Genomic DNA, 16524 nt, shown 5'->3' with positions numbered 1-16524 from the left:
CGCGTGAAGCCACTGCGCACAATTCTCGGAGCTGCCAGCAGCTCCGACAAGATCATCGCCCTCGCCGAGGGCGATGATCCACGTGTTGTTGAAGGTGCTTTGAAAGCCCGCAAGGAAGGTGTCGCGCGCATCATTCTGGTCGGCGACAAAGCCAAAGTAACTGCCCTGCTGGCCGAACAGGCTGGACAGGATGTCGACGGCATCGAAATTCACGATCCTTCGAATTCTCCCCATGCCGAAGCCTTTGCAGCCGAGCTTTACGAGCGGCGCAAGCACAAGGGCATGACGCCTGAAAAGGCTGCCGAGCAAATCAAACACCGCCTGAACTATGCTGCGATGCTGGTTCACATGGGCATTGCCGACGGAACCGTCGGCGGAGCAGTCGAAACCACCGGTGATACGGTCCGCGCCGCCCTGCAGATCATCGGCAAAGCGCCTGCTTCGGCCATGGTGTCCAGCTTTTTCTTGATGCTCTACTGCCGTGATCACCACACGGTTCGAGGCGCGCATATCTTCGCGGATTGCGGTCTGGTCGTTGATCCGAACGAACAGGAACTGGCCGAGATCGCGCGGGCATCCGCAGCGTCTTACCATGCGTTGACGCAAGAGACCCCCCGCGTTGCCATGCTGTCCTTTTCGACGAAAGGCAGCGCCAATCATCCGAAAGTCACTAAAGTCACTGATGCGCTGGAGATCGCGAAAACAGCCGATCCCGACCTGCTCATCGATGGCGACCTTCAGTTTGACGCCGCATTCGTTCCCGAAGTGGCGGCCAAAAAGGCCAAGGATTCTCCACTGCGCGGAGAAGCGAACGTGTTCGTGTTCCCCAACCTCGACGCAGGCAATCTGGGCTACAAGATCGCCCAGCGTATCGGCGGAGCCGAGGCAATTGGCCCGATCCTGCAGGGTCTGGCAAAACCGGCCAACGACCTGTCTCGCGGATGTTCCGCCGAGGACGTCCTGCACATGATCGCTGTCACCGCCGTGCAAGCCGAACACAACAACGCCCAATCCGAAGGTTAACACGCCAAGCAAAGCACTGGTCCATATTCCATCCTGCTAAAGCCAGGTCAACGAACCGGAAATGACGGAAAAGAAACAAGAAAGAACGTCGGACAGATGCTGGCAAAACCAAAACTAAGTAATCCCTTCGATCTGATTTCCGCAGAAACGATCAAGAACCTGTTTCCGGGTATCGCGGTCTCGGCCATCGTTGCTGTGACCGCTCAATTCCTTGCGGATCACTATGCTACGCCTGCGATGCTTCTTGCTCTGCTTTTGGGCATCGCGGTCGGGTTTCTCAGCGAAGAAGGCAAAGCCGTTGCCGGGATTGCCTTCACGTCGAAAACGCTGTTGCGGGTGGGCGTTGCGCTTCTGGGCGTCCGGGTTTCGATGGTTTTGATGATCGGGCTTGGCCCGCAACTGATTGCGCTGGTCATCGGAGGATTGTTGGCGACAATCGCGTTCGGGTTCCTCGTTGCACCTCTGTTCGGTCACAAATGGCGGTTTGCACTGCTGACGGCAGGTTCCGTTGCGATCTGTGGCGCTTCGGCGGCCATGGCGATCAGTGCCATTCTTCCACGCGACGAACGGTCGGAAGAACGGCTGATTTTCACGGTTCTCGGCGTAACCGTTTTATCGACGATTGCGATGATCCTTTACCCGATCATCGTAAACCGGCTTGGACTTACTCCGTTGGAGGCGGGTGTATTCCTTGGCGGCACGATCCACGACGTCGCTCAGGTTGTCGGTGCCGGGTTCTCAATCTCTGACGCTGCCGGTGAAACCGCAACTCTGGTCAAGCTGATGCGTGTCGCCATGCTGGCACCCATCGTTTTGGTTGCGTCGATCATGATCCGCAACTTCGCGGAATTGCCTGCAGATGGAAAACGTCCGCCGATCCTGCCCGGGTTTGTCGTCGCCTTCCTCATTCTGGCCGGTGTCAATTCACTTGGGCTGATTCCGGTGCAGGTTGGCGAGTTTCTTGGACAGTTTTCGCGCTGGCTGTTGCTAACAGCGATCGCAGCGGTTGGTATGAAAACCAATCTCAAACAGATCCTTTCGGTCGGCGGCGCAGCGATCGCCCTGATCGTTCTCGAAACAGTATTCATCGCAGGACTAATACTCGCAGGGATAAATATATTGTCCTGATAAAAGTTCACCAAGGGAGGCCAGATGACATTCCAGCAACCCCAGATCGAAACCTCGCCCGAAGTATCGGACGAGATTCGAAAAACGACGTGTTACATGTGCGCCTGCCGGTGCGGGATCAATGTGCACATGAAAAACGGCAAGGTTGCCTATATCGAAGGCAACCGCGATCACCCGGTTAACAAGGGCGTACTGTGCGCAAAGGGATCAGCGGGGATCATGCAGGTCAACGCCCCCTCACGCCTGCGGGCGCCGCTAAAACGCGTCGGCCCGCGCGGCTCGGGTGAATTCGAAGAGATCAGCTGGGACGAAGCGCTGGAAATCGCGGTTGGTTGGCTGAAGCCGGTCCGCGAGGACAACCCCGAGAAGCTTGCGTTCTTCACTGGCCGCGACCAGAGCCAGAGCTTCACCAGCTTCTGGGCCCAGAACTTCGGCACCTGTAACTATGCAGCCCATGGCGGGTTCTGTTCCGTCAACATGGCCGCCGGCGGCATCTACACGATGGGTGGCGCGTTCTGGGAGTTCGGTCAACCCGACTGGGATCACACCAAGCTGTTCATGCTGTTCGGCGTCGCCGAAGACCACGACTCGAACCCGATCAAGATGGGCATCGGCAAGATCAAGGCGCGTGGTGCGCGGGTGATTGGCGTCAACCCGATCCGTTCGGGCTATAACGCCGTTGCTGACGACTGGGTTGGGATCACGCCCGGCACCGACGGATTGTTCATCCTGTCGATGATCCACGTGCTGATGAAGGCGGGCAAGATCGATCTCGATTACCTTAGCCGCTACACCAACGCCCCGGTTCTGATCGACGCCTCGGAAGGTCCGACCAAAGGCCTGTTCCTGCGCGACGCGGATGGCAAACCGCTGGTTGTTGACCGCAACACGGGCGTATTGACCGCATTCGACAAACCTGGTGTCCGCCCTGACCTTTCGGCGACTTACGAAAAGGATGGCGTCACCCACCGGCCAGTCTTCCACCTGATGGCCGAACGCTATCTCAGCGATGAATACGCGCCCGAGGCTGTGGCCGATCAGTGCGGCATCCCCGCCACCCGTATCCGCGCCATCGCGGGCGAGCTGGCCCGTGTTGCCTTTGACGAAGCGTTCGAGCTGGATCGCGAATGGACCGATTTCCGGGGCGAGAAACACACCAAGATGATCGGCCGCCCGGTTGCCATGCATTCAATGCGCGGTGTCTCGGCCCACGCCAACGGTTTCCAGACCTGCCGCGCGCTGCATGTGTTGCAGATCCTTCTAGGCACGGTCGAGGTTCCGGGCGGCTTTCGCTTCAAGCCGCCCTACCCCAAGCCGGTCGAGGCGCATCCCAAACCGCACTGTAAGGTGACCCCGAATACGCCGCTGGACGGCCCGCATCTGGGCTTTGTTCAGGGGCCGGATGACCTGGCACTGAAGGCAGATGGCAGCCCGGCACGGATCGACAAGGCCTTCACTTGGGAAAACCCGATGTCCAGCCACGGGCTGATGCATATGGTGATCTCGAACGCGCATGCGGGCGATCCCTACAAGATCGACACGCTGTTCATGTACATGGCCAACATGTCCTGGAACTCAACCATGAACACCAAGGGTGTCATGGAGATGCTGACGGACAAGGATGAGAACGGCGATTACGTGATCCCGCATATCATCTATTCCGACGCTTACAGCTCGGAAATGGTGGCTTACGCCGACCTGATCCTTCCGGACACCACGTATCTGGAACGCCACGACTGTATCTCGCTGCTAGACCGTCCGATCTGCGAGGCCGAGGCGGCGGCGGACGCCATCCGCTGGCCCGTGATCGAGCCGGACCGCGATGTGCGCGGGTTTCAATCGGTGCTGATCGATCTGGCCAACCGGTTGGAACTGCCCGGCTTCACCAAGGACGATGGCAGCGCCAAATGGGTGGATTACGCGGATTACATCGTCAATCACGAACGCAAACCCGGCATCGGCCCCCTCGCCGGCTTCCGCGGCGAGAATGGCGACAAAGAAGGCCGTGGTGAGGTCAACCCGGATCAGTTGAACCGTTATATCGAGAATGGCGGCTTCTACGTGGCCCACATTCCCGAAGGCGCGGACTATTACAAACCGTGGAACACCGCCTATCAGGACTGGGCCGTTGGCATGGGCATCTATGACAGCCCGCAGCCTTACCTGTTCCAGCTCTATTCCGAACCGATGCGCAAGTTCCAGCTAGCCGCCGAAGGCCATGGCGAGCGTCAACCGCCCGAACATCTGCGCGAGCGCATCAAGGAAACCCTGGACCCGATGCCCATCTGGTATGAAACCGACCAGACCGGCAACGAAGGCTTCACGGTCAATGCCCTGACCCAACGCCCAATGGCGATGTATCACAGCTGGGGCACCCAGAACGCGTGGCTGCGGCAGTTGCATGGTCGCAACCCTCTGTATGTGCCGACCAAGCTGATGCGCGAACACGGACTGCAGGACGGTGATTGGGCGAAAGTGACCTCTCCGCACGGAGAGATCACGGTTCCGGTCATGGAAATGGCCGCGCTGAACGAAAACACCGTCTGGACCTGGAACGCCATCGGCAAGCGCAAAGGCGCGTGGGCTCTACAAGAGGACGCGCCCGAGGCCACCAAAGGGTTCCTCCTGAACCACCTGATCCACGAATTGCTGCCGCCCAAAGGTGACGGTCTGCGCTGGGCCAACTCTGATCCAATCACCGGTCAGGCCGCTTGGTTCGACCTCAAGGTCAAAATCGAAAAGGCCGCGCCGCCGTCGGATGCGGAAAGCCAACCGGAATTCCCGGCGATCAAATCGCCGGTCGGCACGGGACCGAAAGATCTGGCATGGAAGGTGGGCAAATGAACCGATCCGCTCTTCATCTGGCCAAAAATACCTCGGGGTCTGGGGCAGAGCCCCAGCCCGCCCTCACCACAAACGCGGAGGCCAGGCAGTCATGACCCAGCTCCCCACATCCACTGACCGCAAGATGGGTCTGGTCATCGACCTGGACACCTGCGTCGGTTGCCATGCATGTGTGATCTCATGCAAAGGCTGGAACACCGAAAATTACGGTGCGCCCCTGTCCGATCAGGACGCTTATGGCGCCGACCCTTCGGGCACGTTCCTGAACCGGGTGCATTCCTACGAGGTGCAGCCCGCCGAAGGTCACGCCCAATTGATCCACTTCCCCAAATCCTGCCTGCATTGCGAAGACGCGCCCTGCGTCACCGTTTGCCCCACTGGGGCCAGCTACAAGCGGGTCGAGGACGGCATCGTTCTGGTTAATGAAAGCGACTGCATCGGCTGCGGCCTGTGCGCATGGTCCTGCCCCTACGGCGCTCGGGAACTGGATCAGGCCGAAGGCGTGATGAAAAAATGCACCCTCTGCGTCGACCGGATCTATAACGAAAACCTGCCCGAGGTTGACCGTGTTCCGTCCTGCGTGCGCACCTGCCCTGCGGGGGCCCGCCATTTTGGCGATCTGGGCGACCCGGACAGCGATGTCAGCAAGCTGGTCGCAGAGCGCGAAGGCATGGACCTGATGCCTGAAATGGGCACCAAGCCCGTCAACAAATACCTGCCGCCGCGGCCAAAGGATAATGTCGAAGACCAAATCGACATCCTGGCACCGTTGCTGGCCCCGGTCGCCGATGAGCCCAAAGGGTTTCTTGGCTGGCTGGACAAGACTTTGGAGAAGCTCTGATGCATCCAGCACCATCCGTAATCATCTTCACCACCCTGTCAGGCCTCGGCTTTGGACTGCTGTTCTTTCTGGGCCTCGGCCTGCCTGATGTCTCGGGCTGGGTCGCATTCGTCTTCTTTGCTATCGCCTACGCCCTTTCCGTTGGCGGGCTGTTGGCGTCGACCTTCCACCTGGGTCACCCTGAACGGGCGCTGAAGGCCTTCACGCAGTGGCGTTCAAGCTGGCTCAGCCGCGAAGGCTGGTGCTCGGTCATCGCCTTGATCGTCATGGGGGTTTATGCGATTGGCGTTGTTTTCCTGGGTCAGCGCTGGGGTTTACTTGGCTGGATCGGATCGCTGTTTTCGTTGGGTACCGTTTTCACGACGTCAATGATCTACACCCAGCTCAAGACCATTCCGCGCTGGAACATGAACCTGACACCGGCCATGTTCCTCAGCTTCAGCCTTGCGGGTGGCGCGCTTTTGGCCGGACAGGTCCGGGCGGCGCTGCCCCTGTTGCTGGTCGCGGCGCTAGTGCAGATACTGTATTGGAAAAAGGGCGACAAAGCGCTGGAAGATTCCGGCACAGATCTGGGCACGGCAACCGGATTGGGCAATCGTGGCACAGTGCGCGCATTCGAACCGCCCCACACTGGTACCAACTATCTGCTGCGCGAATTCGTTCATGTAGTCGGCCGCAAACACGCGGAAAAGCTGCGGGTCATCTCGTTCGTGCTGGCCTTTGTCCTGCCGGTTATCCTGCTGCTATTGCCGTTCGGCCATTTCTTCGCGCTGTTGGCGGTTGCGTCGCATCTTGCCGGAGTTGCGACATCGCGCTGGTTGTTCTTTGCGCAAGCTGAGCATGTAGTCGGACTATACTACGGGAAGCGTTAAGGGGGCTCTGCCCCCGCCGCGGCAAGCCGCGCCTCCCCCGAGGTATTTAGGGCCAGATGAAGTCTGGATCCGCGACAAAAAAAAAGGCGGCGCCCGAAGTTCGGGGCCGCCTTTTTTCGTATTGGATCGGGGCTAAATCAGGCCAGCGTGGGCCATTGCAGCGTCGATCGCAGCTTTGGTGCTGTCTTCCAGCCCGGACAGTGGCGAACGAACCTCTTCACTGCACAGACCCAGTTTGCTGAGCGCATATTTGGCACCAACGAGGCCGGGCTCGATAAAGATCGCTTCGTGTAGCGGCATCAGACGATCCTGATACTGCAGCGCTTTGGCATAGTCGCCGTCCAGCGTCGCCTGCTGGAACTCGGCACACAGTTTGGGTGCGACATTCGCCGTAACCGAGATGCAGCCCACGCCGCCATGCGCATTGAAGCCCAGCGCCGTGGCATCTTCGCCGGACAGCTGGCAGAACTCCGGACCGCAGGAGGCGCGTTGCTGGCTGACACGCGCCAGATCGCCGGTGGCATCCTTGACGCCGACAATGCGCGGTAGGTCCGCCAACTCGCCCATGGTTGCGGGCATCATGTCGATGACCGAGCGACCGGGAATATTGTAGATGATGATCGGAATATCCGCGCAATCGTGCAGCGCGCGGAAATGCGTCAGCAGACCCTTTTGCGTTGGCTTGTTGTAATAGGGCGTCACGACCAACGCCGCAGCGGCACCGACTTTTTCAGCGAATCGCACAAAGCGGATTGCCTCGACCGTGTTGTTCGAACCCGCCCCGGCAATCACCGGAACCCGACCAGCCGAAGCTCTGACGACCTCTTCAACAACAGTTTCATGTTCTTCGTGGCTAAGCGTCGGGCTTTCGCCGGTGGTGCCGACGGGGACCAGACCGGTCGAACCTTCCTGAATCTGCCACTCCACCAAACGTTTGAGCGTCTTCAAGTCCAACTCGCCGTTACTGAACGGGGTGACGAGGGCTGGCATAGAGCCTTTGAACATGACACGCTCCTTAGGGTGCAGTTTGTATTTTTTACGCCGCGGTCCACCAAGATTTTGGCTTTCTTGAGTTGATCCCGGCGGCGCAAGGTTTATCCTGAATGGCTGTATCCTTGGTTGGTTGGGGAATGCAAGGGATGACACGCTTTCTGGCGTTTTTGATGGCAGTGATTCTTGTTTCAGGCGTTCAGGTACGGGCTGATGCGGCGGGCGATCTGCGGGCAGGTATGAATGAAATGCGCAAGGGCGACTGGAATGAAGCCCTGCGCGTGTCTGGTTCCCGAGGGTCGGTGTCCCGTGACATCATCGTCTGGCACTGGCTGCGCGAGGGGTTCGGCAGTTCCGGGGACGTTCTTGTGTTTCTGGACCGACGCCCAGATTGGCCGGGCCTGGCCTGGCTACGGCGAAAAAGCGAACCGGCCTTTACTGGCGCTGATCCGGACCGGGTACTGAAGTTTTATGCTGAAAACCCGCCGCAAACTGCCGAGGGCGCGCTGAACTTTGCCGTCGCGCTAAAGGCGAAAGGGCGGCAGGGCGATGCCGAGGCCGACATCGTGGCCGCATGGCGTACGATGCCCATGGGGTCGGGCCTGCAAAAGGACTATCTTGAGAACTTCGGCAAATTGCTGAAACCCCATCACGCCGCGCGGATGGATCGGATGTTGTGGGAAAACCACCTGGTCAGCGCCGGCCAGATGCTGCCGCTGGTCAGCACCGATCAACGCAAACTGGCCGAGGCAAGGATTGCCCTGCAAAAACGGCAGCCGGGTGTAGACGGCAAGGTAGCTGCGGTTCCGAAATCGCTGGCCGATGCTCCGGGTCTGGCTTTTGACCGGTTTGTCTGGCGCGACAAAAAGGAACTGGACGACAGCGCGATTGACCTGATGCTGGCGCGTTCCACCGGGCCTGATGCATTGGGTGAGCCCGACAAGTGGGCCGAGGGGCGCCGCCGTCTGGCCCGACTGGAAATGCGCAGCGGGGACGCCAACCGCGCCTACCAGATTGCCGCAAATCACCATATGACGCCCGAGATGGGGTACGGTTATGCCGATCTGGAATGGCTGTCGGGATTTCTGGCCCTGCGTAAACTGAATGATCCGGCCACGGCGGTCCGGCATTTCCAGAACTTCTCGGACGCGGTGAAATCGCCGATCTCAAAAGGCCGCGGCGGGTACTGGCTCGGTCGCGCTTACGCGGCACAAGGCGATGCTGATAAGGCTTATGACGCCTACGCTAAGGGCGCGGACCATCAAACCTCATTTTATGGCTTGCTGGCCGCCGAGCGGATCGGCCGGCCTTTCGATGGAGAGCTTGCCAACCCTCGCCGCGCGCCGCATTGGAAGCAGGCGGAGTTTTCTAATTCCAGTGTCCTGGAGGCCGGGTTGCTGCTGCTAAAGGCCGGAGAAGACAACCTGTCCGAGCGGTTTCTGACCCATCTGGTCGAAGAATTAGACCCTGTACAGGCCAATCAACTTGGCGATTTGGTTATCGAACTAAAACAGCCGCATCTGGCGGTGATGATCGCCAAACGGGCCGCGACAGTCGGTTTGGTCCTGCCGGCCGCCTATTACCCCGTGCATCCGGTCGCCGATATGGGGCTACCTATGGCCAAAGAAATGACGCTGGCCATCGCCCGCCGCGAAAGCGAGTTTGACCCGGTCGTCATCAGCGGTGCCGGGGCACGCGGGCTGATGCAGGTCATGCCAGCCACGGCGAAACTCGTAGCAAAAGAGCTGGGCATCCTGAGCGGACACAAGACAATAAATCTGACCTCGGACTGGAAGTACAACGCCAAACTGGGCGCGAATTACCTTTCCGGGTTGGCTGCAGATTTCAATGGCAACGTTGTGATGATGGCCGCAGGGTACAATGCGGGTCCGCGCCGCCCGATCTCGTGGATGGAGCGCTATGGCGATCCCCGCGCGGGTGAGGTCGATATGGTCGACTGGATCGAAATGATTCCGTTCAGCGAAACGCGCAACTACGTGATGCGCGTTGCCGAAAGCCTGCCTGTTTATCGTGCCCGTCTCGGTCAGCCCGCTCTTCCGGTTCCGTTTTCGCAGGAACTGACCGGGTCAACTCTGGCGTCTTTCGCGCCATAGGGTGAAAAGCCCGGCGGCGACAACCAGCGCTGCGCCTATGACCACCTCAGGGCGCAGCGTCTCACCAAAGATCGAGATCCCCAGGATCGCACTCCAGACCAGATGGAAATAGGCGAAAGGCTGAACTGCGCTGGCCTCGGCCATTTCATAGCATTTGATCAGCAGCCAGTGGCCCAAGACGCCACTAACACAAAGCAGCGCCATCCAAGCCCAATCCGTGCGCGCCATCGGTTCCCAGAACCACATGCCCACTAACGTCATGGCAACGGCTCCGCTGACACCGGTCCAAAAGAAACTGGTGGCCGAACTGTCGCGCCGGGCAACGTAACGGGTCAGCAACCCGTAGACCGCAAACATCAGAGCTGAAATCAGCGGGACGATAGCCCACGGATTGAACACGCCGACGCCGGGCTGAAGGATGATGAGAACACCGATGCATCCCACACCGATTGCGGCCCATCGCCGCCAACCGACCTGCTCACCCAGAACAGGCCCGCTAAGTGCGGCCACCAACAGCGGATAACAGATGAACACGGCCATCGCGTCGATCAGGCCGAGAACTGTAAAGCTGAACACCGCAACGCAGATCTCGGCCGCCAGCAGCAGGCCGCGAAAGATCTGCAGTTTTAGCTGGCTGGTTTGGGTTGCCGCTTTCAACCCACCGGGCGAGCGCGCAGCCAGGGCGATGACGAAGGCCGCAAAGAACCAATAGCGGATCATCACGACCATGTAGGTGTTATAGGTTCCAGCCAGATGGCGCGAGATACCGTCCTGCAACGCAAAGACGATAGTGGCCGCGATCATCAGCGCAATCCCTGCGCGGGCGTTGTTTTGCTGAGTCACGATTTGACCGCCCGCGTCATGTGGCGTTTGCGGCCATAGCCAGGGGTTCGAGTGACGGTAAAACCGGCCTCCTCCAGCCCTCGTCGCACGAAACCAGCAGCGGTGTATGTTGCCGCTGTGCCGCCTTCGATCGTATGGTCGGCCATCTGCTGCATCAGGTCAGCCCCCCACAATTCGGGGTTCTTGGCCGGAGAGAACCCGTCCAGAAACCAGGCATCCGCGGCGCCGTTCCATCCCTGCAGGGTCTCGCGTGCATCGCCTTCGACCACCTCAAGGTGCAGCGTACCCAGATCGCATGTTCCGCCTTGCCATTGCGCGAGGAACCGTTCGGACCACGGTGTCAGTTCGGGGAAGGCCGCCAGTGCGCGGGACATGTCTGCGAAATCCATCGGAAACGCCTCGAAGCTGGTGAAAGACAATGGGGTTGTCTGTCCCGACTTCTCCCATTCGGACCACACGGTCAGCATGTTCAGGCCGGTTCCGAAGCCTAATTCGGCGACGTGAAATCCCGGGGTAAACCGCGCGGGCAAATCGTTGCCTGCTAAAAACACATGCCGCGTCTCTTCCAACCCGTTTTGCAACGAATAATAAGGGTCGTCGAAACGATCCGAGACCGGGATCTGATCCTCGGTCCATGTCAGTTCGGCACGCTGGTCTGCCATCGGGGAATCCTGTAGCTAAGCGGCGCGACACTGAACAAGGAAAAGGGGAATGGCAATGGTCGATGTGACGGTGCGTGGAGCAGGGATTTTCGGCCTGTCCATCGCGTGGACCTGCGCCCGGCGCGGCGCAAAGGTACAGGTCGTCGATCCATTTGGTCCCGGCGCGGGCTCAAGCGGTGGCTTGGTCGGCGCGCTGGCCCCGCATGTGCCTGAGAACTGGAACGCCAAGAAAGCCTTTCAATTCGACAGCCTGATCATGGCGGAACCCTTCTGGAAACAAGTCGAGGCAACAGGCGGCGTCTCGCCCGGATACGCGCGGCTTGGCCGACTGCAGCCCATCCCGGATGCCCGCACGCTGGAGCTTGCCCGTGCCCGTGCAGGTACGGCAGCCGAGTTGTGGCAGGGGCAGGCCGAATGGCGCGTCCTTGAAACCGCCGCCGTTGGCGCGTGGTGCCCGCCCAGCCCAACCGGTTTTGTCATCCACGACTCGCTGAGCGCGCGCATGCACCCTCGCCGCGCCTGTGCTGCGCTGGTGTCCGCACTGGCCGTAATGGGGATCGAAGTTGTCACTGAAGCACCTGATCGGGGCCGCGTTGTTCACGCGACCGGATTGGCTGGTCTGCAAGAGCTGAGCGCGGCGTTGGGCAAGACTGTCGGCAATGGCGTCAAAGGACAAGCGGCACTGCTGCGGTTCGACGCGGGCGAGGTGCCGCAGCTGTTTGTAGACGCTGTCCACTTCGTACCGCATTCAGATGGAACTTTGGCGATCGGTTCGACCTCGGAACGAGATTACGATGACCCGACCAGCACCGACGCAGCTCTGGATGATGTTTTGGATCGGGCGATGCGTGCGGTTCCCGTCCTGCACGGCGCAGAGGTCATTGAAAGGTGGGCTGGCGTGCGCCCCCGCAGCAAGAGCCGTGCGCCGATGCTGGGTACGCATCCGCTGCATAAGGGACAGTTCATTGCCAATGGAGGCTTCAAGATCGGCTTTGGTATGGCCCCGAAAGTGGCCGAAGTCATGGCCGATCTTGTTCTTGAAAGTCAGGGTGCTATCCCTGACGACTTTCGACCCGAAGCATCACTTTGACTGCGGCACGGCCTCGGCGGACATGCATTGGCGTCCGTCAGGTCCCCGCACCCACATAGCCGAACCGCTCCGGCACAATGTCGCCGTTTCGAAATGCATCAAAGGTGAGGATGCACGGAATGAGAATTGGGCCAGCGGTCCCATCAGGTCGACGGCAAACAGCATAAGAAGTTGCGCAAGCAACGGACCGTGCACCACCAGCCCATCATAGCCTTCAACGTCGCGCGCATAGTCCAGGTCGTAATGAATCCGGTGCCCGTTGAAAGTGAGCGCTGAGTAACGAAAAAGAAGCGTCGAGTCGAAGGTGACCTCTCGCTGGTCTGTTTCGTCTGTTCGAGCCATCGGCGCGACGGGCTTGGCATCGCTTTCGTCGGGATCAAGCCGGTAAACCAAATCCTGCCACTCAGTCAGGCACCGTGTTCCGCCCTGTGAAATCTCATGCCGCAGAGTGACAAAGCCCAATGGCCCGGTTCGTCCGGTTTTTGAGGTCGCGCTTTCCCGAACAGACCGACGTTCAGCATCCGAACCAGCAATTAGTGGCGCGTGAAACTGCAGCCGCCCTCCGGCCCACATCCGGCGCGGCAACCCCATATCGGGGATCAACTCGCCACCGACTTTGGGATGACCGTCACGACCCAACGCATCAGGTGGTTGCGGGGACCAGAAATACAGCTGGTGGAAAAAGGGCGGCAGCTGATCGCCCGCACCTATCCTCACGTCGAAACTCAGCGCCGCCTGCAGCGCGGCGGCGCGGGCCGGGTCCATCACATCGGTCTGTATTTCCTCAGTCATGACGGCAGATTAGGCAGACGGGCCCGAACCGGCAAGCAGCGACTTGAACTCAGAAACCGGCCTCGGCCCGCAGTTTCTGCATCAGCGACCGCAGGGAGTTTTCGTAGCGATCGCTTAGCAGTTTGCCCTGCTCATCGAACTCGTTCGAGCTGCTGGCCAGATGGATTTCCGGCCCCTGTAGGATGCGGGGTTGGAACGGTACCATGTAGCTCCGCAGGATCATCTGTGCCCGCTCTCCGCCTGCGCGACCAGCTGCGGCCGACATCACGGCCACCGGCTTGTCGGCCCAGGGGCGACCTTCGGTTCTGCTGACCCAGTCCAACGCATTTTTCAGAACGCCCGACGGGCCTTTGTTGTATTCGGGGGTTGAAATGATCACCGCATGGGCCTGCGCGATCTGATCGGCCAGAACCTGCACCGGTTCGGGAATGCCCTCTCCGTCTTCCAGATCACCGTCATAGAGGGGAAGGTTCAGATCGGCTTCGACAAAGGTCCCGGGCTCAAACAACCGGGCGGCTTCGCGCAGCAGTTTTCGGTTGGTCGCGCTTTGGCGCAATGAGCCGGACAGGCCAAGCAGGATCGGTTCGGACATGTGGGGACTCCGTAACTTGTGTTTCCCCTTAACTAGCCCGAGTTATTCACGCGCCCAAGACCAGATGACGCACGGTTAATGTGCAAAAGGGCACCCTGAGGCCAGCCCTTTGCGGTAAATGGTGCAGATCTGATTTGACCAGATCTGCACTTTTCTTTTTTCTGGACGATGCCATATTCTTCATAAGTTTTTCTTGGAGTTACAATTGGTTGATCTCAAGAGCCCAGAGGCTTTTCAAATCGTCTTATACTTGGTTGTCCCTGGCCTTATCGCTGTCTTTGTTCGTGCTCAGTTTCTGACAGGTCGGATGCAGAAACATACAGACGCAATTCTGACATACCTTCCAATCTCATTGATCTATTGGGCTATGGTCATGATTGCCGGCCTAACGGTCAAAGAAATAAGCGAAGATCCCCGTGTCGCTTTGTTGACCGTTTTCCTTGGCCCGGCGATCCTGGGTGCGCTACTTGGGCTTAATGCCAGACTTGATTTGGTAAGAGGGCTACTGCGAAAAGCTAAACTGAATCCGGTTCATCCAGTTCCAACGGCATGGGATTGGAAATTCCAAAGAACACAACCTCAATTTGTTCTTGTAACCATGACAGATGGTGAATGTGTAGCAGGCAGGTATGATGAGAGTTCGTTTGCCTCAAGCGATCCGACTGAACGAGACATTTACATTGAAAAGGTGCTTGAAATCCAAGAACATGGCCCTTGGAAGGATGTTGGAGATAAAGGTATCCTCATTCGCCCAAGCGAGATTAGATACATTGAGTTTTTTCCCGCAAATCCCCCTAACGAGGTTTCAAAAACATGAGTGAACAAAAACCAGATCAACCGACCAGCGACCAGCGCGGCTATCAACCCCTTTCAACACCGCAGAACGGATACCAGCCGACAACAAGCAGCGGCGACAACCAGTCATCACAGCCACCTTCCGGTGGAAGCTCTGTGAGCAAGAAGTAAGAAATGATCTACCCAAACAGATCCTTTGGGTAGATCTTACCTTTCGCTAATCCCAGTTTCATAGCTGGAGTTATTTTTGTTGAGCTGCTTCCCATCCAGTTGTGCCTGAAGCGGTAGATCTCAACGATCTTCGCCATCGTCTCGGGGTTATATAGGTAATGGCGGTCCCAGGTCTGCCCGTTGCCGCTTGGCGTATGCCCCGGGCGCGCGGCGAAGCGAAGGTTGGACCTCACCTTGTGAAAATAGGAGTCGACGCTTCGGAGTGTGGCGAGACGCATCAGGCGAGCGCGCCGATCATTTGACATGCCTGGCCGATCAGTAATGATCCGGATCTCCCTGCTTGGTTCGGATTTGGTATGGAATGGCCAATCGAAAGGCATTCCTACCGGATAAGTCCCCAACATCCCTTCTATCACCAAATCTGTTTGCTCTGCTGCCTCAGTAGCTGTCATAGCCGCCCAAGTGCTGGAACTGATGCCAGAGGCCGCTTCCAACGCCGCCTTGCCTTCTGCAACGAGGCTGTTGCGCTGGTCATTGGACTTGTTTTTGTCGAAGCGCACAACGATGACATCGGCGAGTTCCTTGGCGATCCTGGATGCGAAGGCAGAAATGAACGAAAGAGCCAGACCAGAATCTGCATCGAGCACAAAGACAAATCGCTCATCTCCTTTGCCCAAGAATTTCCTTAACAGGAAAGCATGGGCGAGTTGCATGATGTCCTGGCGCAGCATCGCGCCTCTGTGCGGCAGCTGCAGACCGAGATCCACTTCGGGCGCCTCTTGCGGGTGGATAGCCACTTTCCGCGTGATTTTGTCCAGATAAGCCTTGAATTCAGTCTCAGACCAGACCCGAGCCTGCTGTCGATAGGCACGAGGGAGGCCGAAATCACCGGCGGTCACCATCTGGGCCTCGATGTCAGGAAGCTCCAATTCCGGGTCCAGCCCAACATGAGCGGCCATGATGTAGCCGGTGTTTGCATGGGCGGTGCAGAGATGATGGACTGCTATTTGCGCCCTGGTCTTCTTGTTCGGCCAGTTGAGATGAAGCGTTTGCGAATCCGTGGCAAACCTCCGACCCACCGCGATCCAATCGACCTTTTCGAACAGGCCCTCCCGGCGCGTAGTAATGTCGATAACCCGATCATGGATGAAGTCGATCTTCGCATAGACATCCCGCGCAGACAGCCCAGTGAAATCACAGATCTTGGAGATTGGCGTCCCGTTGGTAATCATCCACAGGACAGCGTTGTTTGCGCTGCTTCGCTTTTGGCGCCGAATACGCGACCCAACCGAGAAAGAGGTCAGGCATGCTTTGCATTTCCGCCGCTGCACCCCGTTAGCGGTCCAACCAGATTTTCGATATAGTTTCGGATGTTCAGCGGCCGATTTGCCGTGATTGGCGCATTCCACATTTGTGCAGGCATCGCGTGGCGCCTCTGGGCGAAATTTTGACCTCAGGCGCCGGTATTCCTCAACGATCGCTTTGTTATTCTTCAGGATCGAAGATTTTCCGCAAGCGCCGCAAATGAAAGTCTTCTCGTCTCCTGAGCCGCTGACCGTGCCGCGTGGAAAGTTTGATTTGACTTTGGCGCCGTTTTTCCCTCTGTTATCAAAAGGGTCAGGTGGCTCCATGAACAGGCTGCATTGAGGATTCCTGCAGAAACTGATGTCGATGCCAAAGGACGGCAAAGGCAATCTTCTGCGCTGATCACTCGAAGAATTTTTCGAGAGGGTTCCCACTTATTTACTCCCGGTTGTTCCGGTTTTT

Annotated in this window: 14 protein-coding genes; 8 read left to right on the top strand and 6 right to left on the bottom strand. The window is 58.5% G+C overall.

Going from position 1 to position 16524, the window contains the following annotated elements; genetic code table 11:
- Positions 1-3: 3 nt before the first annotated feature.
- The 5 genes from pta (at position 4) to MHN28_RS13605 (ending at position 6708) form a co-directional block, all read left to right on the top strand.
- A complete protein-coding gene (pta, locus tag MHN28_RS13625; protein WP_239341235.1) occupies positions 4-1023 on the top strand; it encodes a phosphate acetyltransferase in 1020 nt (339 codons plus the stop codon).
- Between the two features lie 96 nt (positions 1024-1119).
- On the top strand, positions 1120-2151 hold the full coding sequence (locus tag MHN28_RS13620) for a YeiH family protein (protein WP_239341205.1): 1032 nt from the start codon (positions 1120-1122) through the stop codon (positions 2149-2151).
- Positions 2152-2175: 24 nt separating this feature from the next.
- Complete coding sequence (locus MHN28_RS13615) at positions 2176-4995, top strand: molybdopterin oxidoreductase family protein (protein WP_239341171.1); 2820 nt, start codon at positions 2176-2178, stop codon at positions 4993-4995.
- Between the two features lie 91 nt (positions 4996-5086).
- Complete coding sequence (locus tag MHN28_RS13610; protein WP_239341151.1) at positions 5087-5836, top strand: 4Fe-4S dicluster domain-containing protein; 750 nt, start codon at positions 5087-5089, stop codon at positions 5834-5836.
- A complete protein-coding gene (locus tag MHN28_RS13605; RefSeq protein WP_239341114.1) occupies positions 5836-6708 on the top strand; it encodes a DmsC/YnfH family molybdoenzyme membrane anchor subunit in 873 nt (290 codons plus the stop codon). The genes MHN28_RS13610 and MHN28_RS13605 overlap by 1 nt, the downstream gene beginning before the upstream one ends.
- A 132-nt stretch (positions 6709-6840) precedes the next feature.
- Here the strand turns inward: MHN28_RS13605 and dapA are convergent, their stop codons facing one another.
- Positions 6841-7713, bottom strand: coding sequence for a 4-hydroxy-tetrahydrodipicolinate synthase (dapA, locus tag MHN28_RS13600; RefSeq protein ID WP_239341076.1), 873 nt, complete (start codon positions 7711-7713; stop codon positions 6841-6843).
- Positions 7714-7847: 134 nt separating this feature from the next.
- Between dapA and MHN28_RS13595 the strand changes: the two genes are divergently transcribed.
- Entirely contained in the window at positions 7848-9812 is a 1965-nt protein-coding gene (locus tag MHN28_RS13595) for a lytic transglycosylase domain-containing protein (RefSeq protein WP_239341054.1), read from the top strand.
- Here MHN28_RS13595 and MHN28_RS13590 read toward each other — a convergent pair.
- Together MHN28_RS13590 and mnmD are read right to left on the bottom strand one after the other, a co-directional pair.
- A complete protein-coding gene (locus MHN28_RS13590) occupies positions 9786-10655 on the bottom strand; it encodes a DMT family transporter (protein ID WP_370645716.1) in 870 nt (289 codons plus the stop codon). The two genes, MHN28_RS13595 and MHN28_RS13590, sit on opposite strands and share 27 nt — an antisense overlap.
- Positions 10652-11317, bottom strand: coding sequence for a tRNA (5-methylaminomethyl-2-thiouridine)(34)-methyltransferase MnmD (mnmD, locus tag MHN28_RS13585; RefSeq protein ID WP_239341034.1), 666 nt, complete (start codon positions 11315-11317; stop codon positions 10652-10654). The genes MHN28_RS13590 and mnmD overlap by 4 nt, the downstream gene beginning before the upstream one ends.
- A gap of 49 nt (positions 11318-11366) precedes the next feature.
- Between mnmD and MHN28_RS13580 the strand changes: the two genes are divergently transcribed.
- Positions 11367-12407 (top strand): FAD-binding oxidoreductase, encoded by a 1041-nt coding sequence (locus tag MHN28_RS13580; protein WP_239341031.1) that lies wholly within the window; start codon positions 11367-11369, stop codon positions 12405-12407.
- On the opposite strand, the gene MHN28_RS13575 is transcribed toward MHN28_RS13580, so the two are convergent.
- Both MHN28_RS13575 and MHN28_RS13570 read right to left on the bottom strand, forming a co-directional pair.
- Positions 12399-13199, bottom strand: a complete 801-nt coding sequence (locus MHN28_RS13575; RefSeq protein WP_239341028.1) for an acyl dehydratase — start codon at positions 13197-13199, stop codon at positions 12399-12401. The genes MHN28_RS13580 and MHN28_RS13575 overlap by 9 nt on opposite strands.
- Before the next feature lie 49 nt (positions 13200-13248).
- Complete coding sequence (locus MHN28_RS13570; RefSeq protein WP_239340993.1) at positions 13249-13791, bottom strand: NADPH-dependent FMN reductase; 543 nt, start codon at positions 13789-13791, stop codon at positions 13249-13251.
- 205 nt (positions 13792-13996) lie between these two features.
- On the opposite strand from MHN28_RS13570, the gene MHN28_RS13565 reads away from it, so the two are divergent.
- Positions 13997-14608 carry a DUF6338 family protein gene (locus MHN28_RS13565; protein ID WP_239340990.1) on the top strand — a complete coding sequence of 204 codons (612 nt, stop codon included), beginning with the start codon at positions 13997-13999 and terminating at the stop codon, positions 14606-14608.
- 157 nt (positions 14609-14765) lie between these two features.
- Here the strand turns inward: MHN28_RS13565 and MHN28_RS13560 are convergent, their stop codons facing one another.
- Entirely contained in the window at positions 14766-16496 is a 1731-nt protein-coding gene (locus MHN28_RS13560) for a hypothetical protein (protein WP_239340987.1), read from the bottom strand.
- Between the last annotated feature and the right edge of the window lie 28 nt (positions 16497-16524).

Source organism: Ruegeria sp. Ofav3-42 (genome assembly GCF_022347725.1).
Lineage (GTDB): Bacteria > Pseudomonadota > Alphaproteobacteria > Rhodobacterales > Rhodobacteraceae > Ruegeria.
This window is presented reverse-complemented; position numbering and strand designations above follow the sequence as displayed.